We start from the raw sequence: 16,101 nt of genomic DNA, 5'->3' as shown, positions 1-16,101 counted from the left end.
GCCATGGTCCAACGCATCACCCTGCACGACATGACCCTGCGCGACGGCATGCACCCGAAGCGCCACCAGATCTCGCTGGAACAGATGAAGGGCATCGCCCGCGGACTGGACGCCGCCGGCGTGCCGCTGATCGAAGTCACGCACGGCGACGGCCTCGGCGGCGCCTCGGTCAACTATGGCTTTCCCGCGCACAGCGACGAGGAATACCTGCGCGCGGTGCTGGGCGAACTGAAGCAGGCGCGCGTCTCCGCGCTGCTGCTGCCCGGCATCGGCACCGTCGATCACCTGCGCATGGCGCATGACATCGGCGTGCATACCATCCGCGTGGCCACGCACTGCACCGAGGCCGATGTCTCGGAACAGCATATCGGCATGGCGCGCAAGCTCGGCATGGATACCGTGGGCTTCCTGATGATGGCGCACATGGCGCCGGTGCAGACGCTGGTGGAACAGGCGCTGCTGATGGAAAGCTATGGTGCCAACTGCCTGTACATCACCGACTCCGCCGGCCACATGCTGCCGCACGATGTCACCGCGAAGCTGACCGCGGTGCGGCAGGCGCTGCGCCCGGAGACTGAACTGGGCTTCCATGGGCACCATAACCTCGCCATGGGCGTGGCCAATTCGCTCGCCGCGATCGCCTGCGGCGCCAGCCGCATCGATGCCGCCGCCGCGGGACTGGGCGCCGGTGCCGGCAATACGCCGATGGAAGTGCTGGTGGCCGTGTGCGAGCGCATGGGCATCGAGACCGGCGTGGACGTATTCCGCATCGCCGACGTGGCCGAGGACCTGGTGGTGCCGATCATGGACCAGCCTATCCGCATCGACCGCGACGCGCTGACGCTTGGCTATGCCGGCGTGTATTCGTCGTTCCTGCTGTTCGCCAAGCGCGCCGAGGCCAAGTACCGCATTCCCGCGCGCGAGATCCTGGTCGAGCTCGGCCGGCAGCGGCTGGTGGGCGGGCAGGAGGACATGATCGAGGATACGGCGATCACGCTGGCGCGCGAACGGGGCCTGCCGGTGCCGTAAGCACGGCCGCCGCCGCTTCCACCATGGCTTTCCACAGCTTTCATCACGTAAAAAAGAAAGGAGACAGGTTCCCATGCTCAGATTTCGTGCCCGTCCGCGGCTCGCCAGCCTGGCCATCGCTGCCACGGCACTGGCGGCGGCCAGCCCTGCCCATGCGCTCAGTATCCTGCTGACCAATGACGACGGCTGCGCCGCGCCGGGCATCACCGCGGTCCGCAAGGCGCTGCAGGACGCAGGACATCGTGTGATCACGGTCGGCCCGGCCACCAACCAGAGCGGATCGGGCGCTGCCTATGCCGTGCCCGATGGCCGCACCCGGCTGGTGGTCGAGCCGCTCGCCGGCAACGCCGACACGTTCTGCGTGCACCGGGTCAAGACCACCTTTGCCACGGGCAGCGCGCTCAACGCCACCAACCCGGACTACCTCGGCAGCGGCTCGCCGGTCGATGCCACCGCCGTGGGCCTGAAGATCGTCGGACCCGAAAGCGGCTTCACGCCGGACCTGGTTGTCTCCGGAGCCAATTTCGGCGAGAACCTGTCGGATTCGATCCCGCACTCCGGCACGGTGATGAACGTGCTGTTCGCCGCGCGCCGCGGCGTACCCGGCATCGCGCTGAGCGTCGGTGTGGACTTTGCCGAAGCACGCACCGGCTTTGCCAGCACGCTGGCAGCGTTCCCCAAGGCCGGGGCCTTCCTCACCCGCGTGATCGCCAGCCTGGAAGCCACGCGCCCCGCCGGCCAGCCGCTGCTGCCGGTGGCCCATCCGCTGAGCATCAACTACCCCGTCGGTGGCGGCGGCACCCCGGCCGGGGTGCGCCTGACCACCCCTGGCACCGTGGACTCCTTTACCACGGCTTACAAGCGCAATGCCGACAGCACGGTATCGATCGACGTGGGCGCGCCGGAGACCGAACAGGCAGCGCTGGCGCGCATTGCCGAGACCCCCGCGTTCCTGGCCAGGTTCATCACGATCTCGCCGCTTGAGGTCGATTTCCGCCCGACGCCGCTGGCGCGCGGCCTGTTCAACCGCTCGCGCCGCGAGCTGGCCACGCTGGCCCCTTGAGCACCGATACCATGGGCAAGCACCTTCGAACCTGGCGCCACCTCGTGCTCGCATGCGGGGCCGCAGCAGTCGCGGCATGCGGGGATGACCACGCACAGGAAGTGAGCGGCACCGCGGCAGTCGGCGCCGCGCTGGCAGGCGCCACCGTGCAGTTGCGCGACACGCAGGGCCAAATGCGGCAGCCAACGGCCGATGCCAAAGGCGCATTCCGCCTTGCCGGGGTACCAGGCGGCGCGCTGATGGTCCGCTGCGAGGGCGGTCTCGCGCACGGCGAACCGAACCGCCAGCGGCTGCATGGGCTTGTGCTGGGCGGGCGCATCGTGAACTGCTCGCCGCTGACCGAGCTGGCGCTGTGGAAGCTGCTGGGCGGGCCGCCGGGCCAGGTATTCGACAGTTTCGGCCAGGGGACCGCCAGGGACCTGTCCGCCGCCGCCATGGCCGCGGCGGAAGCCGCGGTGCTGGCAACGCTGGCCACGGGTGCGGGCGTCGATATCGACCCCGCCGCCGTACCGCGGCGCTGGCATGACACCCCGCTGGCGGCCGGCGATGCCAGCGATGCCCACGATGCCGCGCTGGAAGCGCTGCGCGAAGCGATCGCGGACCAGGCATCCATGGACTTCATGGGCGAGATGGTGGTGCACGGCGTCTGTGTGGCGGACGGGAGCTGCGGGTGAGGCAGATGCCGCGGCGCAAGGGATAGGCGACGCCGCGCATCGAACCTTCAGGCGCCTGGCCACCTGACAACAAAATGCCGCCTCCCGCAAGGGGGCGGCGTTTGCGCTTTTCCAATCGAGCCTCGGGTGCTTTTACGTCGCTTTTACGTCTACACTGGTTCGAATTTCACATCGATTGGCAGAGCTGACATGCGGCACACGCTGACGGGCCTGACCCGATGGCTGGCGGCGGCTGCGCTGGCCGGCGCGGCGCTGGCGGTGGCCGCTGCGCCGGCCCCGGCCAGCGCCGGCACCTGCAAGTGGCCCGATTGGGACGCCTTCAAGCAAGACCTGCTCAGCGCCGACGGCCGCGTGATCGACCGCCACGCAGAAAAGCAGATCACGGTCTCCGAAGGCCAGGCCTACGCCCTGTTCTTCGCGCTCGCGGCCAACGATCGCGCCACCTTCGACATGCTGCTCGCCTGGACCGAGAGCCACCTGGCACAGGGCAACCTGGGCGGCCATCTGCCGGCGTGGATCTGGGGCAAGCTGACGGCGGAGCAGACCGCGCAGGCGGCACAGGCCGGCAAGCCCGGCAGCGATGGCTGGGGCGTGATCGATGCCAAACCAGCCGCGGATGCCGACCTGTGGATCGCCTACACCCTGCTCGAAGCCGGCCGTCTCTGGCACGAGCCGCGCTTCACCACGCTCGGCACGCAGCTTGCGCGGCGCATCCTGCGCGAGGAAACGGCTGTGCTGCCCGGGCTCGGCCGCACCGTGCTGCCCGCGCCGCAGGGCTTCAGGCTGGCCGCGCAGCGCTGGCGCCTCAACCCCGGCTACGTGCCGCTGCAGGTCATGCGGCGTCTGGCCGCGTTGATGCCCGATGAACCGGCGTGGCAACAGCTGGTGGAGACCTCCGCACGGCTGATGCTGGAGACGGCGCCACGCGGGTTCTCGCCGGACTGGGTCGAGTACGAGACCGGCCGCGGCTTCCTGCCTGATGCGCCAACACGTGCCGAGAGCGCGTACAACGCGATCCGCGTCTACCTGTGGGCCGGCATGCTTGACCGCGACGAGCCCAGGCGCGCAGCGCTGTTGCGCACCTTCACGCCGCTGGCCGATTTCGTCGCGGCGCGGGGCTATCCGCCCGAGCGTGTCGATACGCAGACCGGCCAGCCAGGACCCAATGCCGGCAACGGCGGCTTCTCCGCCGCGGTCGCGCCCTACCTGGCCGCGCTTGGCCGCACCAGTCTCGCCAACGCGCAGGTATGGCGCACACGCGAACTGGCGCAGCGCGAGCCCAATGGCCAGCCGGGCTACTACACACAGGTGCTGACGCTGTTCGGGCTGGGCTACCTCGACGGCCAGTTCCGCTTCGCTCGGGACGGCGCGCTGCTTCCCGCATGGAAGGCGGGATGCCCCGCACGCTGACCCCGACGCGATCCGGATGCACAGGCACCACAGACGACAGCCGGCGAGTGCGGCGGCGGTCACGCCGCGATGCCGCGGCCCGGCTTGCAGCGGGGGCGAATCGACCTATCCTAGATAGCTCCGCGCCACCGTCCAGGAGTCACCATGCAAAAGATCAGCCCGTTCCTGTGGTTCAACGACCAGGCCGAAGAGGCCATGGAGTTCTACACCGGCATCTTCCGCCATTCGCGCCCCGGCACGGTGATGCGCTACGGCGACGCCGGGCCCGGCGCCAAGGGCTCGGTGATGAGCGTGTCGTTCGAGCTGGAAGGCCAGGAATTCATGGCGATCAACGGCGGGCCGCATTTCGCCTTCACGCCGGCGATCTCGTTCTTTATCAAGTGCGCGACGCAGGAGGAAGTGGACGATTACTGGGACAAGCTCAGCGCCGGCGGCACCATCCAGCAATGCGGCTGGCTGCAGGATCGCTTCGGCGTGTCGTGGCAGGTGGTGCCCGTGGTGCTGGGCGAGCTGCTGCAGGACCCGGACCCGGTCAGGTCCGCGCGGGTGATGCAGGCGATGATGAATATGGTCAAGCTGGATATTGACGGGCTGCAGCGCGCGTACGCAGGTTAGCGGTCTGCACGCATCCCGCGCGGGATAAAACAACGCGGCGGCGGGGATGGTCCCCGCCGCCGCGTTGTTTTTGCAGCCCTGTGGTTACAGCGTGGCCGCGGTACCCAGGATCGCAGTCGCCTGGCTCGACAGCGTGCCGCCGTTGCCATGCACGACCGCCACCTCGGCATCCTTGACCTGGCGTTCGCCGCATTCGCCGCGCAACTGGCGCACCGCCTCGATGGTGATGAACATGCCGTACATGCCAGGATGCACGCAGGACAGCCCGCCGCCGTTGGTATTCACCGGCAGGCGCCCGCCCGGCGCGATGCCGCCGCCGCTGACGAAGTGGCCGCCCTCGCCCTTGGCGCAGAAGCCCAGGTCTTCCAGGAACAGCAGCGTGTTGATGGTGAAGGCATCGTAGAGCTCGGCCACATCCACATCAGACGGCTTCAGGCCAGCCATGGCGAAGGCGCGCTCGCCGGACTCCCTGGCGGCGGTGACGGTCAGGTCGGGCATGCAGGAAATCTGGCGGTGCCACGTGGCGGTGGCGTTGCCCAGCACATACACCGGCGGCTTCGCCAGGTCCTTGGCGCGATCGGCGCGCACCATCACATAGGCGCCGGCGCCGTCGGTGACCAGGCAGCAGTCGCGCACGGACAGCGGGTCGGACACCATGCGGGCGCCCAGCACGTCGTCGATGCTGAGCGGGTCGCGCATCATCGCTTCGGGGTTCAGCTGCGCCCACTTGCGCGCGGCCACGGCGACTTCGGCCAGATGTTCGCGCGTGGTGCCGTACTGGTGCATATGGCGCGCCGCGGCGAGTGCGTACGAGGTGATCGGCGACAGCGGATTGTACGGATGCTCGTACGGCTGCGGATCGAGCACCGCGCGCACCTTCGAGATGCCGGCGCGGCCGACCGTCGAGGTGCGCTGGTTGCTGCCATAGCAGACCAGCACGGCGTCGCACTGGCCGGACTCCAGCGCCATCATCGCGGGCAGCATGTGCGAGACGAAGCTGGAACCGCCGATCATGGTGCTGTCGACAAACCTGGGCTTGATGCCGAGGTACTCGGCCACCGGCATCACCCACATGGTGGCGCCGACACTGGCGGTGGCGATGCCGTCGATGTCGCGCATCGACATGCCCGCATCCTTGACCGCGGCCTTGGCGGCCTCCACCAGGATTTCCATTTCGGTCTTGCCGTGGGCTTCGCCCAGGCCCGCCTGGCCGACACCGACGATGGCGACGCTGCCGCGCAAATTAGTCAGACTCATGCCTCAGCCCTCCACCGGATCGAACACGACGAGAGCGGCCTCGCCTTCCTGGTCCTGCGCCACGCGTGCCTTCACGCGCATACCGATGCGCACGCTGGCGGGCGCAATGCCTTCCACGCGGCTCATCATGCGCACGCCTTCATCCAGGTCGACCAGCACGACGTTGTAGTCGCCGCCGGCGTCCGGCTTGCGGCGGATCACGCTGGTGGAATAGACCGTGCCGGTGCCCTTGGGCGCGACCCAGGCAAGCGTGTCGCCGCCGCAGTGCGGGCAGATATTGCGCGGGAAAAATACATGGCGCTGGCAGTCCTGGCAATGCTGGATGCGGAACTGGCCCTCGGCGAGCATTTCCGCATAGACCTTGTCCGGACCCGCCGCCGCTTGCTGGTGGGGCATGGTGTCTCCTTCACTTTGAATGGTGCCGCCATGGCTTGCCATGGCACAGCATGAGCTTGACGCAGTCTGTGCGTCGCAGCAATTCGCTTCTGCGGAAGGGTGGATTTTTGAATGCGGAAAGGGGATGCGCAGCGTTTTCGAGCACCCGCTGTTTTCTCCCCTCTCCCGCAGGCGGGAGAGGGGACCGGCCGGTGGTCGACGAGGCGTCGTCGCCTCACTCCGGCTCGCAGGCCCTCAAATCACCAACTCAATCAAAAACGGCCCCTTGCGCCCATTGGCCATCCGGAACAAGTCGGCAAACGTCTCCATATCCTGCGCCCGGGCGCCCTCGACCCCCATGCCATTGGCCAGCTTGACCCAATCGAGATCAGGATTGCCGAGGTCCAGCATATCCATTGCCGTCTTGCCCGGATTCGCCCCCACGCCCGCCAGCTCGCTCAGCAGGATCGCGTACTTGCGGTTGGCCAGCAGCACCACGGTCACATCGAGCTGTTCGCGCGCCATGGTCCACAGCGACTGCAGCGTGTACATCGCCGAGCCGTCGGCCTGCAACGACACCACGCGCCGGCCGGGTGCGGCCACGGCCGCGCCCACGGCCAGCGGCAGGCCGTCGCCGATGGCGCCGCCGGTCAGTTGCAGCCAGTCGTGCGGCGCCGCGTGGACCGTGCCGGGATAGAACGCACGGCCGAAGCTGACGCTCTCTTCGACCACGATGGCCTGGTCGGGCAGCAGCGCGCTCAGCGTGCGCGCGACGTTCTCGGAGGTGACCGCGCCGCGCGCGGGCTCGGTGATTACGGATGCATCCGTCGCGGGCAGCGGCGCGTTGCGCGCGCCCAGTTCATCGGCCAGCCGCGCCAGCGCCTCGGCGAGATCTTCCTCGGGGCGTGCCAGCACATGCACGGCCGCCTCTTCCGGATACGGGCGCGGCGACTTGCCCGGGTAGGCGAAGAACGTCACCGGCGCCGGCGCGCCCACCAGGATCACGTTGCGGATGCCGGCCAGCTTGTCGCGCGCGACATCGCCCGAGTACGGCACGCGATCCACCGCCAGGCGTCCGCGTCCGCGCGACACGCGTGCATTGGACATCGGCGTGATCAGCCGCGCGCCGGTGGCGGCGGCGATGCGGTGCGCGTCGGCCAGCGGCGCCTCGCGCAGCGCGCTGCCCGCCAGCACGATCAGCGTGGGCTGGCCCGCGCGCAGCACGCGCGCGGCCTGCTGTACGGCGTCGGGCGAAACCCTGGGCACCGGCAGCGGCGGCAGCGGATCCGCCACCACGCCGCCCGCGTCCCAGCACACATCGGACGGCAGGATCAGGCTGGCGACGCCGCCCGGTGCCGCGCAGGCGGCCTGCACCGCCGCGGCGGCATCGGCACCGACCGACGCCGCGCGCGTGGCGGTGCGCGTCCACACCGAGACCGGGCGGGCCCAGCCCTCGGTATCCGCGGTCAGCGGCGCATCCAGCGGCCGGTGATAGGTGGCCTGGTCGCCGATGATATTGACCACCGGCGTCTGCGCGCGGCGGGCGTTGTGCAGGTTGGCAAGGCCGTTGGCCAGGCCCGGGCCGCAATGCAGCAGCGTGGCGGCGGGCTTATCCGCCATGCGCGCATAGCCATCGGCCGCGCCGGTGACCACGCCTTCGAACAGGCCCAGCACGCAGCGCATGCCGGGGATGCGGTCGAGCGCCGCGACGAAGTGCATCTCGCTGGTGCCGGGGTTGGCAAAGCAGGTATCCACGCCGTTGGCGAGCAGGGTCTTGACCAGGCTCTCGGCGCCGTTCATCGATGGGGCGTTATCCATGTCTCGGGTTGGCTAGGGTTGGCTTTGGGAATTGGGCAAAGGAACTCAGGCGCGGCGCGGCCGCGGTGCCAGCAGGTCGAAATCCAGGCAGACGTATTCGGTCGGGAATTCGATGCGGGCGTAGTAGACGATCAGCTCGCCGCGGGCGCGCGGCACGCAGGCATAGCGGCGCAGCTCGGCCACCGGCGCGCCCACGGCCAGCGCCAGCGCGCCGGCCGACTCGGCGCCGGCGGCGACGATCGACAGCCGCTGGCGCGCGGTGCTGACCGACAAGCCCGGGAAGCGGTCCAGCACCGGCACCGACGCGCCCTGGCGGAACGCTTCGGGTTCGCGCGCGAACAGGCCCGCCTCGATATAGACCTCGCCCACCGCGAAGGGCCGGCCGTCGAGCCGGTGCAGGCGCCGCAGGAAGTGGTAGTCGGTTGCGCGCGCCGCGCTGCATGGCATGCCGAGGTCGGCGGGCAGCGGCACGTTGCCGGCTGACTCGACCATGGCCTCGGTATCGAGCTGCCCGCCCACGGCCACCGCCTCGTCCCAGCTCGTCGACAGCGACACCTGGCGGCGCGCGCGGCACGGTGCCTTGACGAAAGTGCCGCGCCCGCGCGACCGCTCGACCAGCCCTTCTTCATCGAGCATCGACAAGGCATGGTGCATGGTCATGCGCGCCACGCCGTACTGCCGGCAGAGCTGGTCGAGCGAGGGAATGCGTTCGCCCTGGCGCCAGGCGCCGCTCTCGATCTGGCGGCGGAAGATGGTGGCGAGCTGCAGGTAGACCGGCTGGCGGCTGCGCGACAGCAGGTCGCTGGAGGGGGTGGCTGCCATTCGGCGTTGGAGTCGTGGGGGCGGATAGAAGTGCGAAGCCGCCCGTCACGGGCGGCATGGATCACCTGACTTTATAAAAGTCTACAAATCTAGACCACTAGGGTTAACGCGACGACATGCGCTTCTTCCGCCACGTCATCCGCTTGATAAGCGCCGATGAATCCGGCGTTTTTTGCCGTTTTTCCCTTTCCGGCACCACGCGTTTCCGTAGCCCGGAACCCCACTTCGGCGCCCTCCTCGCCCACAACCAAGCGGACAGAATGCCACCATGCCCCGACCTTTCCCCCGGGGCACCGCGTGGCTGCCGCTTGCAGCCATCTCAAGGAGTCAACCCATGTTGATGCGAGACGTGATCCCCCATGTCCTGAACCGCGGTACGGCCTTCGCTGAGCCGGGCGCGCCAGAGACGGGCACGCACAAGACCTTCCACCATGCGATCGATATCTACCTGAAGGATTCCAATGCCTTTATGAATACTTATTTCGCCCGCTACTTCGAGTGGCAGGGCATCTGCCGGGAGCGCTGGTTCCATGAATGCATTCACGACAACCTGCTGGCCGCCGGCGGCGTCTTCGTGACCAAGCGCGCGCACCAGGAGTATGTCGAGGAAACCTTCCCGTTCCAGCGCGTGGATTGCTACCTGAACACGTTCCAGGTCAGGCAATGCTCGGCGTACCTGTTGTTCCGCTTCTGCGTGGGCGGCAAGCCGGTTTCGCTGGGCTACCAGCAGATCGTCTTTGCCGACCGCCAGAAGCGCATCTCGCGCTTTCCGGCGGGCATCATCGAGCGGGTCAGGGAATATGAACTGGCGCTGCCGCAATTTGCGAGCTGAAATCGCGGGCTTCGAACTGGACCTGCGTCCGGCTGAAACCGGACGGACCTGAATTCAGTACCGCCGGCCGCGGGTCAGCCGGCGGTGCTGGTGCGCAGGCGGGTGTCGGCCATCGCGGTGAAGCGCGGCAGCCGCAGCGTGAAGGTAGTGTGCACGGCCGGCACCGACTCGCAGTCGATGCGCCCGCCGAAGGTCTCGAGCACGCGCCGGCAGAACGCCAGCCCGAGGCCCGAGCCGCTGCCATGCGCCTTGGTGGAGAAGAACGGATCGAAGATGCGCGGCATCACGTCGGCGGGGATGCCGGGGCCGGTGTCGCGAAAGCGGATCACGTGGTACTGGCCCTCGGTGGCGCCGGTGATATCGATGCGCCCGCCGCCGTGCGCGCGAAGGGCATGCAGCGCGTTCTTGAGCAGATTGAACAGCACGTAGACCAGCAGCGTGTCGGAGCCGACGAAACGCCAGCCCGCATCGATGCCGCGCACCTGCACGCAGCCGCGCTCCTCGCCCTGGAACGGAAAGCGCTCCAGCGCGGCCTGCACGCAGTCGGCAATGCCGTGCGGCGCAAAGGTGCTGCGGTCCAGACGCTCCAGCGTGACGGAGGCCAGCGCCATGTCGATCACGGTGCTGGTGCCGTCCACCTCGCGCGTGATGGCACCGACCAGGCTCGATACGCGCTCGAGCTGCCCGGGCCGCAGGCGGTCCTCGCACAGCCCGTGTTCGACCGCCAGCCGGTAGCCCTGCAGCAGCTGCGGCCACGCACGCGCCAGTTCCTGCGCCTGCATGCGGATGGTCGCCAGCGGCGTGCGCACTTCATGCGCGACGGTGGCCGCCAGCGAATACGGGTGCATCAGGTCGTAACGCACCACGCTGACCGCCAGGATGCCGAGGCTGCCTGCCACGAACACCACGCCGGGCGGATAGAACGTGATGCCGTAATTGACCGCATAGTCGACCCCCGCCAGCGAGTAGAGCAGCACCGCGACCAGGCACAGGTTGTAGCGCTTGCGCCGTTCGGCCGCGGCATTCTGGCGCTCTTCCGCCAGGATCCACGCGCTGCGCAGTGCTACCAGCAAGGTCTGCACCAGGTGCAGCGGATGCAGGGGCCCGGCCTTGGGATACTCGCCGAAGAAATAGGTGTAGTAGCCCGACACCACCTGGTCCGTGCTCAGCAGCAGCACCGCCAGCACCAGGCTCATGCCGTACGAGGCCAGCAGCAGCGGCCGCTCCTGGCGGCGCTCGGTGACTTCCGCGATGAAGTGGTAGAACGTGGTCGGCAGGAACAGGATGAACAGGTAGCCGAGGCGGGCCAGCAATTGCGCCACGTCCGGGTGCGCGGCCTGAAACAGGAACACCCAGGTGCCCTGCCAGGCAAACGTGGTCACGCACAGCAGGAAGAACGAAGCCGAGACGCGCGTCACGCCCTTGGTCACCAGCACGTAGAGGCCGTAACCAAGGAAAGTCGACGAGACGAAGGCGGGCAAGGCAGCGTACATGCAGTGGGGGAACAGGGCGAGACTGGCAAGGCGGCATGGCATGCCGGACCGATGGCCGGCGTGCCCGACCGCGACGCGACATGGTATGCCGTACGCGAGCGGCGTGTGCATCATTCGGTTGCATTCTGAGCTAACGCGCGCTTAATCCACAGCAACTGCCCTCTTCAGGGGGGTAGCGGAGCGTGCGCACAACAAAACGGCGGGGCGCCCGCTGGCGCCCCGCCGTCCTGCTGCTGTCACGAAGCGCCGCTTACCAGCGGACGTCGCGCTCCCATTCCTTCATTTCTTCCTCGGCGCGCTCCTTGGTGTAGCCATAGCGCTCCTGGATGCGGCCGGCGAGCTGGTCGCGCTTGCCATTGATCTGCGCGATGTCGTCGTCGGTAAGCTTGCCCCACTTTTCCTTGACCTTGCCCTTGGCCTGTTCCCACTTGCCTTCGATCTGGTCCCAGTTCATGATCTGCTCCTACATGCGGTGGCGGTGTGGGCCGCCGTTAGCAGCGGCCCGTCCGCGAGTGAGTCGGTCGATGATCCGCCAACGGCCGGCGGGATGGCATGCGAAGGTTTTGCCTGGCGCTTACTTGCCGTACTTGGCCTTGACGTCAGCCTGGCACTTGTCCTTGGCGTCGCCCGACAGCGCGTCGCAGCGTTCCTTGTCAGCCTTGTAGGCGGCGTCGGTGGCGTCCTTCTTGGCATCGGCGCGGGCTTCCGCCACGTCCGTGCGCGAACCGGTAGCCGCGGCCTTGTCTACCTTGGCAGCCGTCAGTGCCTTTTCATGTGCGGCCTTGGCGTCCTTCTTGCAGACGTCCTTTTCGTTGCCCTTCTTGTCGTCGCACATTTCCTTGGCGACGTCGTAGTCACGGTCAGCCTTGACCTTTTCGGCCTTCGCTGTCGCCTTCTGCGTGCCGTCGCGGCGGGCTTCCGCCTGCGCCTTGGCTACGTCGCGGTCGCGCTTGGCTTCGGCCTTGCACACGTCCTTGGCGTTGTTCTTCATGCCGTCACACTTGGCGGTGGCAGCCTTGTAGTCCGCGTCAGCCTGCTTGACCGCGGCGTCATAATCGGCCCGTGCGCCGGTCGCCGGCGTCCCTGGGGCGGTCGGAGCTGCGGGGCTTTGTGCCAGCGCAAAACCAGCCGGGGCGGCAAACATCATCGAACACACTGCTGCTGATAGCCATTTCTTCATCATGTCGAGCTCCTTTTCCGGGTGAATGCGTATGCGTACGCATAAAGGGCCGGCGGCATGCTGCTGCTGGCCTAGCCGTATGTACAGCGTAGGCTCCAGCGGATAGGGGAATCAGGCGAGGGGCTCCGAAAGGCGCGTCAGACTATTCCGACATCACGATTCGGCGAAGGCACACGGGAGGGGATGCACCGGGTTGCGGTGCGGCGGGCGGGCGAGGACGTCATGTCTGGGTCGGCAGACAGGCGTACAGCTGCGGCGCGACAGACGCTTGCAGCAGGCTCCCCTCTCCCCTGGGACCCCCTGGGACCCCCTGGGAGAGGGAGAACACCTTGCCTGGGCTAGTTCGGGCGGCTTTGGAGCACCCAAAACCGCTCTCCTCTTCGGACTCGTCAGTGTTCGTCAGGCCGAAATCGACGGCGTCAACACATTCTCATCCCCCTTCTCGCCCTCCTCGTCCGGCCAGTTGCGTCCCACCATCCATTCATACAACGTCGGCAACACGATCAGCGTCAGCAGCGTCGCGGTAATCAGCCCGCCGATGATCACGATCGCCAGCGGGCGCTGCGTCTCAGAGCCGATGGCGCGCGAGATCGCCATCGGGAACAGCCCCAGCATCGCCAGCAGCGCGGTCATCAGCACCGTGCGCAGCCGGTCCATCGAGCCGGTCAGCACCGCCTGGCGCACCGGCATGCCCTCTTCGCGCAGCTGGTTGAAGTACGTCACCATCACCACGCCGTTGAGCACCGCCTGGCCGAACAGCGCGATAAAGCCGATCGCCGCCGACACCGACAGCGGGATGCCGGTCAGGAACAGCGCGAACACCCCGCCGATCAGCGCGAAGGGGATGTTCGAGATGATCAGCGTGGCGCTCTTGAACGACTTGAACGCGTTGAACAGCAGCAGGAAGATCACCAGCACCGACAGCGGCACCACGATCGCCAGCCGCGCCATGGCGCGCTCCTGGTTCTCGAACTCGCCCGACCAGCTGATCTTGACGTCGTCGGCCTTGACGTTCTTCGCCACCAGCGCCTGCATGTCCTTGACCACGCTGCCCATGTCGCGGTCATGGATGAAGATGCCGATCGAAGTGGTGCGCTGGCCGTTCTCGCGGCTGATGTTCATCGCGCCCGACGCGGCACGGAAGCTCACCAGTTGCGACAGCGGCACCTGCGCGCCATCGGCGGTCTGCATGAAGATATTGGGCAGGTTGGGCAACGCGCGCTCGGACGGTTTCAGCCGCACCGCCACGCTGAAGTGCTTCTCGCCTTCCCACAGCTCGGTGGCGGCCTTGCCGGCGAGCGCGGTTTCCATCAGGTCCTGCACGTCGGCCACGTTGATGCCGTAGCGCGCGGCCTGGGCGCGGTCGAACTCCAGCACGTACTGCGGCAGCTCGCCGTCGCGGTCGATAAAGGCGCGCATCACGCCCTTGACCGACTGCACGTTGGCCAGGATCTGGTCAGCCACCCGCTTGTTTTGCTCCAGGCTGTCGCTCTGCACCTTGATCACGATCTGGCCCTTGATCTGCGAGATGCTCTCGAGGATGTTGTCGCGCACCGGCTGCGAGAAATTGGGCTCGATGCCGGGCAACTGGCGCAGGTTGGCGTTGATCTCGTTGATGATGCGGCGCTTGTCGTAACCGTCGCGCCATTGTTTCTCCGGCTTCAGGTCGACCAGGATTTCGACCGTGTTGATCAGCTTGGGATCGGTGCCGTCGTCGGGGCGGCCCACCTTGGAGATGGTGGTGTTGACCTCCGGGGTCTTGCGGATCACGCCACGCAGCATGCGGGCCTGGTCGCGCGCTTCGTCGATCGATACCGACGCCGGCAAATCGAAGCTGACCCACATCGAGCCCTCGTCGAGCTCGGGCAGGAATTCGCTGCCAAGGAACTTGCCCACGCCCACGGTCGCCACCAGCAAACCCAGCGCCACGCCCACCACCAGCTTCTTGTGGTCCAGCGCCCAGGCCAGCATCGGCTCGTACAGCCGCTTGCAGTGGCGCACCATGAAGTTGTCGTCGTGCGCGATGTTCTTCTTCAGCAGCAGGTGGCACAACAGCGGCACCACCGTCAGCGAGACGATCAGCGAGCCGATCAGCGCGCCGGTCACGGTATAGGCCATCGGCGCGAAGATCTTGCCCTCGTGCCGCTGCAGCGTGAAGATCGGGATGTGCGCGGCGATGATGATGACCATCGAGAACACGGTCGGGCGCCCCACCTCGGTGGTGGCCTGCAGGATTGCATGCAGCCGCGCCCGGCTGTCCTGGATCTGCAGCGCTTTCAGCTCGCCCAGCCGCTTGAAGATGTTCTCGACCACGATCACCGCGCCGTCGACGATGATACCGAAGTCCATCGCGCCCAGAGACAGCAGGTTGGCCGGGATGCCCACCCACGTCAGGCCGATAAAGGTCGACAGCAGCGCCAGCGGGATCACCAGCGCCACGATCGCCGCGGCGCGCACGTTGGCCAGGAACAGGTACAGCACCGCCATCACCAGCAGCGCGCCCTCCACCAGGTTGCCGAACACCGTATGCAGGGTCTTGTCGATCAGCGTGGAGCGGTCGTAGTACGGCACGATCTTCACGCCCTTGGGCAGGATCTGGTCATCCAGCAAATCGATCTTCTTCTTCAGCGCCTCCAGCACCAGCGACGGGTTCTCGCCCTTGCGCATCACCACGATGCCCGAGACGATATCGTCCTCGTCGTCCTGCCCCATCAGGCCTTGCGGCGGCGCGCTGCCGACCTTCACGTCGGCAATGTCCTTCACCAGGATCGGCGTACCGTTGTTCTCCGCCACCACCACGTTGGCGATATCGGCCGAGGTGCGGAAGCTGCCGAGCGAACGCAGCAGGAACTGCTGGCGCCCGTGCGCGACCGCCCCGCCGCCGGCGTTGGCGTTGGCGCGCTGCAGCGCAGTGAAGAGCTGCGACAGCGAGATCCTGGCGTCGCGCATGCGCGCGAGATTGGGGTTGACCTCGTACTGCTTGATGGTGCCGCCGATGGTGACCAGGTCGGCAATGCCCGGCACCTGGCGCAGGTTCTTCTCGACCACCCAGTCCTGCAGCGTGCGCAGCGCCTGCGGCGAATAGCCCTTGCCCGTCAGGCGGAAGCGGAAGATCTCGCCGATCGCGGTGGACAGTGGCGCCAGGTCGGGATGCACGCCGTCGGGCAGGTCCACGCTGCGCAGGCGCTCCAGGATCTGCTGGCGCGCGGTCACGTCGGTTGCGCGGTCGTTGAAGGTCACCATCATGAACGACAGGCCGAACTGCGTATGCGAGAACACGCGCACCGCGTTGGGCGTGCCCGCCAGCGCGGTTTCGATCGGGATGGTGACCTGGCGCTCCACCTCTTCGGCGGCGCGCCCCGGGTACAGCGTGATGACGTTGACCTGGATGTCAGAGACATCGGGGAAGGCCTCGATCGGCAGGCTCTTGAACGCGGCCAGGCCGCCGCCGACGAAGATAAGCAGGCCCAGCCAGACAAAGAGCTTCTGGTGCAGGGCAAAGCTGACGATGCGCGAGATCATAAGGCGGGCGT

14 protein-coding genes are annotated in these 16,101 nt (G+C 67.5%); 6 read left to right on the top strand and 8 right to left on the bottom strand.

The window, feature by feature from the left end:
* Window positions 1-3: 3 nt before the first annotated feature.
* The 5 genes from dmpG (at window position 4) to AB1I47_RS09710 (ending at window position 4,791) form a co-directional block, all read left to right on the top strand.
* Window positions 4-1,029, top strand: coding sequence for a 4-hydroxy-2-oxovalerate aldolase (gene dmpG, locus AB1I47_RS09730; RefSeq protein ID WP_354683536.1), 1,026 nt, complete (start codon window positions 4-6; stop codon window positions 1,027-1,029).
* A gap of 73 nt (window positions 1,030-1,102) precedes the next feature.
* A complete protein-coding gene (surE, locus tag AB1I47_RS09725) occupies window positions 1,103-2,092 on the top strand; it encodes a 5'/3'-nucleotidase SurE (protein WP_354683535.1) in 990 nt (329 codons plus the stop codon).
* An 11-nt stretch (window positions 2,093-2,103) separates the two neighbouring features.
* The gene (locus AB1I47_RS09720) at window positions 2,104-2,766 is read left to right on the top strand and encodes a hypothetical protein (RefSeq protein ID WP_354683534.1); all 663 of its coding nucleotides are present in this window, start codon (window positions 2,104-2,106) and stop codon (window positions 2,764-2,766) included.
* A gap of 189 nt (window positions 2,767-2,955) precedes the next feature.
* Window positions 2,956-4,176: a cellulose synthase complex periplasmic endoglucanase BcsZ gene (bcsZ, locus tag AB1I47_RS09715; RefSeq protein WP_354683533.1), complete on the top strand. Its 1,221-nt coding sequence runs from the start codon at window positions 2,956-2,958 to the stop codon at window positions 4,174-4,176.
* A 144-nt stretch (window positions 4,177-4,320) separates the two neighbouring features.
* Complete coding sequence (locus AB1I47_RS09710; RefSeq protein WP_354683532.1) at window positions 4,321-4,791, top strand: VOC family protein; 471 nt, start codon at window positions 4,321-4,323, stop codon at window positions 4,789-4,791.
* Between the two features lie 84 nt (window positions 4,792-4,875).
* Here the strand turns inward: AB1I47_RS09710 and AB1I47_RS09705 are convergent, their stop codons facing one another.
* The 4 genes from AB1I47_RS09705 to AB1I47_RS09690 all read right to left on the bottom strand — a co-directional run bounded on the left by AB1I47_RS09705 (window position 4,876) and on the right by AB1I47_RS09690 (window position 9,063).
* On the bottom strand, window positions 4,876-6,048 hold the full coding sequence (locus AB1I47_RS09705; protein WP_354683531.1) for a thiolase: 1,173 nt from the start codon (window positions 6,046-6,048) through the stop codon (window positions 4,876-4,878).
* A gap of 3 nt (window positions 6,049-6,051) precedes the next feature.
* Window positions 6,052-6,444, bottom strand: a complete 393-nt coding sequence (locus tag AB1I47_RS09700; RefSeq protein WP_354683530.1) for a Zn-ribbon domain-containing OB-fold protein — start codon at window positions 6,442-6,444, stop codon at window positions 6,052-6,054.
* A 234-nt stretch (window positions 6,445-6,678) separates the two neighbouring features.
* On the bottom strand, window positions 6,679-8,223 hold the full coding sequence (locus AB1I47_RS09695) for an acetolactate synthase large subunit (RefSeq protein WP_354683600.1): 1,545 nt from the start codon (window positions 8,221-8,223) through the stop codon (window positions 6,679-6,681).
* Between the two features lie 63 nt (window positions 8,224-8,286).
* Window positions 8,287-9,063: a GntR family transcriptional regulator gene (locus tag AB1I47_RS09690; RefSeq protein ID WP_354683529.1), complete on the bottom strand. Its 777-nt coding sequence runs from the start codon at window positions 9,061-9,063 to the stop codon at window positions 8,287-8,289.
* A 334-nt stretch (window positions 9,064-9,397) separates the two neighbouring features.
* Here AB1I47_RS09690 and AB1I47_RS09685 point away from each other — a divergent pair, with 334 nt between their 5' ends.
* The gene (locus AB1I47_RS09685) at window positions 9,398-9,895 is read left to right on the top strand and encodes an acyl-CoA thioesterase (RefSeq protein WP_354683528.1); all 498 of its coding nucleotides are present in this window, start codon (window positions 9,398-9,400) and stop codon (window positions 9,893-9,895) included.
* 74 nt (window positions 9,896-9,969) lie between these two features.
* Here the strand turns inward: AB1I47_RS09685 and AB1I47_RS09680 are convergent, their stop codons facing one another.
* The 4 genes from AB1I47_RS09680 to AB1I47_RS09665 all read right to left on the bottom strand — a co-directional run bounded on the left by AB1I47_RS09680 (window position 9,970) and on the right by AB1I47_RS09665 (window position 16,090).
* On the bottom strand, window positions 9,970-11,388 hold the full coding sequence (locus AB1I47_RS09680; RefSeq protein WP_354683527.1) for a sensor histidine kinase: 1,419 nt from the start codon (window positions 11,386-11,388) through the stop codon (window positions 9,970-9,972).
* A 250-nt stretch (window positions 11,389-11,638) separates the two neighbouring features.
* Complete coding sequence (locus AB1I47_RS09675) at window positions 11,639-11,842, bottom strand: CsbD family protein (protein ID WP_115665425.1); 204 nt, start codon at window positions 11,840-11,842, stop codon at window positions 11,639-11,641.
* Window positions 11,843-11,962: 120 nt separating this feature from the next.
* A complete protein-coding gene (locus AB1I47_RS09670; protein ID WP_354683526.1) occupies window positions 11,963-12,571 on the bottom strand; it encodes a hypothetical protein in 609 nt (202 codons plus the stop codon).
* Window positions 12,572-12,967: 396 nt separating this feature from the next.
* On the bottom strand, window positions 12,968-16,090 hold the full coding sequence (locus AB1I47_RS09665) for an efflux RND transporter permease subunit (protein WP_354683525.1): 3,123 nt from the start codon (window positions 16,088-16,090) through the stop codon (window positions 12,968-12,970).
* Window positions 16,091-16,101: the final 11 nt, after the last annotated feature.

This window comes from Cupriavidus necator (genome assembly GCF_040578825.1).
Taxonomy (GTDB): Bacteria; Pseudomonadota; Gammaproteobacteria; order Burkholderiales; family Burkholderiaceae; genus Cupriavidus; species Cupriavidus necator_E.
This window is presented reverse-complemented; position numbering and strand designations above follow the sequence as displayed.

What these genes read in the sequence shown, in the direction of transcription:
- dmpG (WP_354683536.1), top strand. Translation starts at nt 4, where the DNA reads ATGGTCCAACGCATCACCCTGCACGACATGACCCTGCGCGACGGCATG.
- surE (WP_354683535.1), top strand. Translation starts at nt 1,103, where the DNA reads ATGCTCAGATTTCGTGCCCGTCCGCGGCTCGCCAGCCTGGCCATCGCT.
- AB1I47_RS09720 (WP_354683534.1), top strand. Translation starts at nt 2,104, where the DNA reads ATGGGCAAGCACCTTCGAACCTGGCGCCACCTCGTGCTCGCATGCGGG.
- bcsZ (WP_354683533.1), top strand. Translation starts at nt 2,956, where the DNA reads ATGCGGCACACGCTGACGGGCCTGACCCGATGGCTGGCGGCGGCTGCG.
- AB1I47_RS09710 (WP_354683532.1), top strand. Translation starts at nt 4,321, where the DNA reads ATGCAAAAGATCAGCCCGTTCCTGTGGTTCAACGACCAGGCCGAAGAG.
- AB1I47_RS09705 (WP_354683531.1), bottom strand. Translation starts at nt 6,048, where the DNA reads ATGAGTCTGACTAATTTGCGCGGCAGCGTCGCCATCGTCGGTGTCGGC.
- AB1I47_RS09700 (WP_354683530.1), bottom strand. Translation starts at nt 6,444, where the DNA reads ATGCCCCACCAGCAAGCGGCGGCGGGTCCGGACAAGGTCTATGCGGAA.
- AB1I47_RS09695 (WP_354683600.1), bottom strand. Translation starts at nt 8,223, where the DNA reads ATGAACGGCGCCGAGAGCCTGGTCAAGACCCTGCTCGCCAACGGCGTG.
- AB1I47_RS09690 (WP_354683529.1), bottom strand. Translation starts at nt 9,063, where the DNA reads ATGGCAGCCACCCCCTCCAGCGACCTGCTGTCGCGCAGCCGCCAGCCG.
- AB1I47_RS09685 (WP_354683528.1), top strand. Translation starts at nt 9,398, where the DNA reads ATGTTGATGCGAGACGTGATCCCCCATGTCCTGAACCGCGGTACGGCC.
- AB1I47_RS09680 (WP_354683527.1), bottom strand. Translation starts at nt 11,388, where the DNA reads ATGTACGCTGCCTTGCCCGCCTTCGTCTCGTCGACTTTCCTTGGTTAC.
- AB1I47_RS09675 (WP_115665425.1), bottom strand. Translation starts at nt 11,842, where the DNA reads ATGAACTGGGACCAGATCGAAGGCAAGTGGGAACAGGCCAAGGGCAAG.
- AB1I47_RS09670 (WP_354683526.1), bottom strand. Translation starts at nt 12,571, where the DNA reads ATGATGAAGAAATGGCTATCAGCAGCAGTGTGTTCGATGATGTTTGCC.
- AB1I47_RS09665 (WP_354683525.1), bottom strand. Translation starts at nt 16,090, where the DNA reads ATGATCTCGCGCATCGTCAGCTTTGCCCTGCACCAGAAGCTCTTTGTC.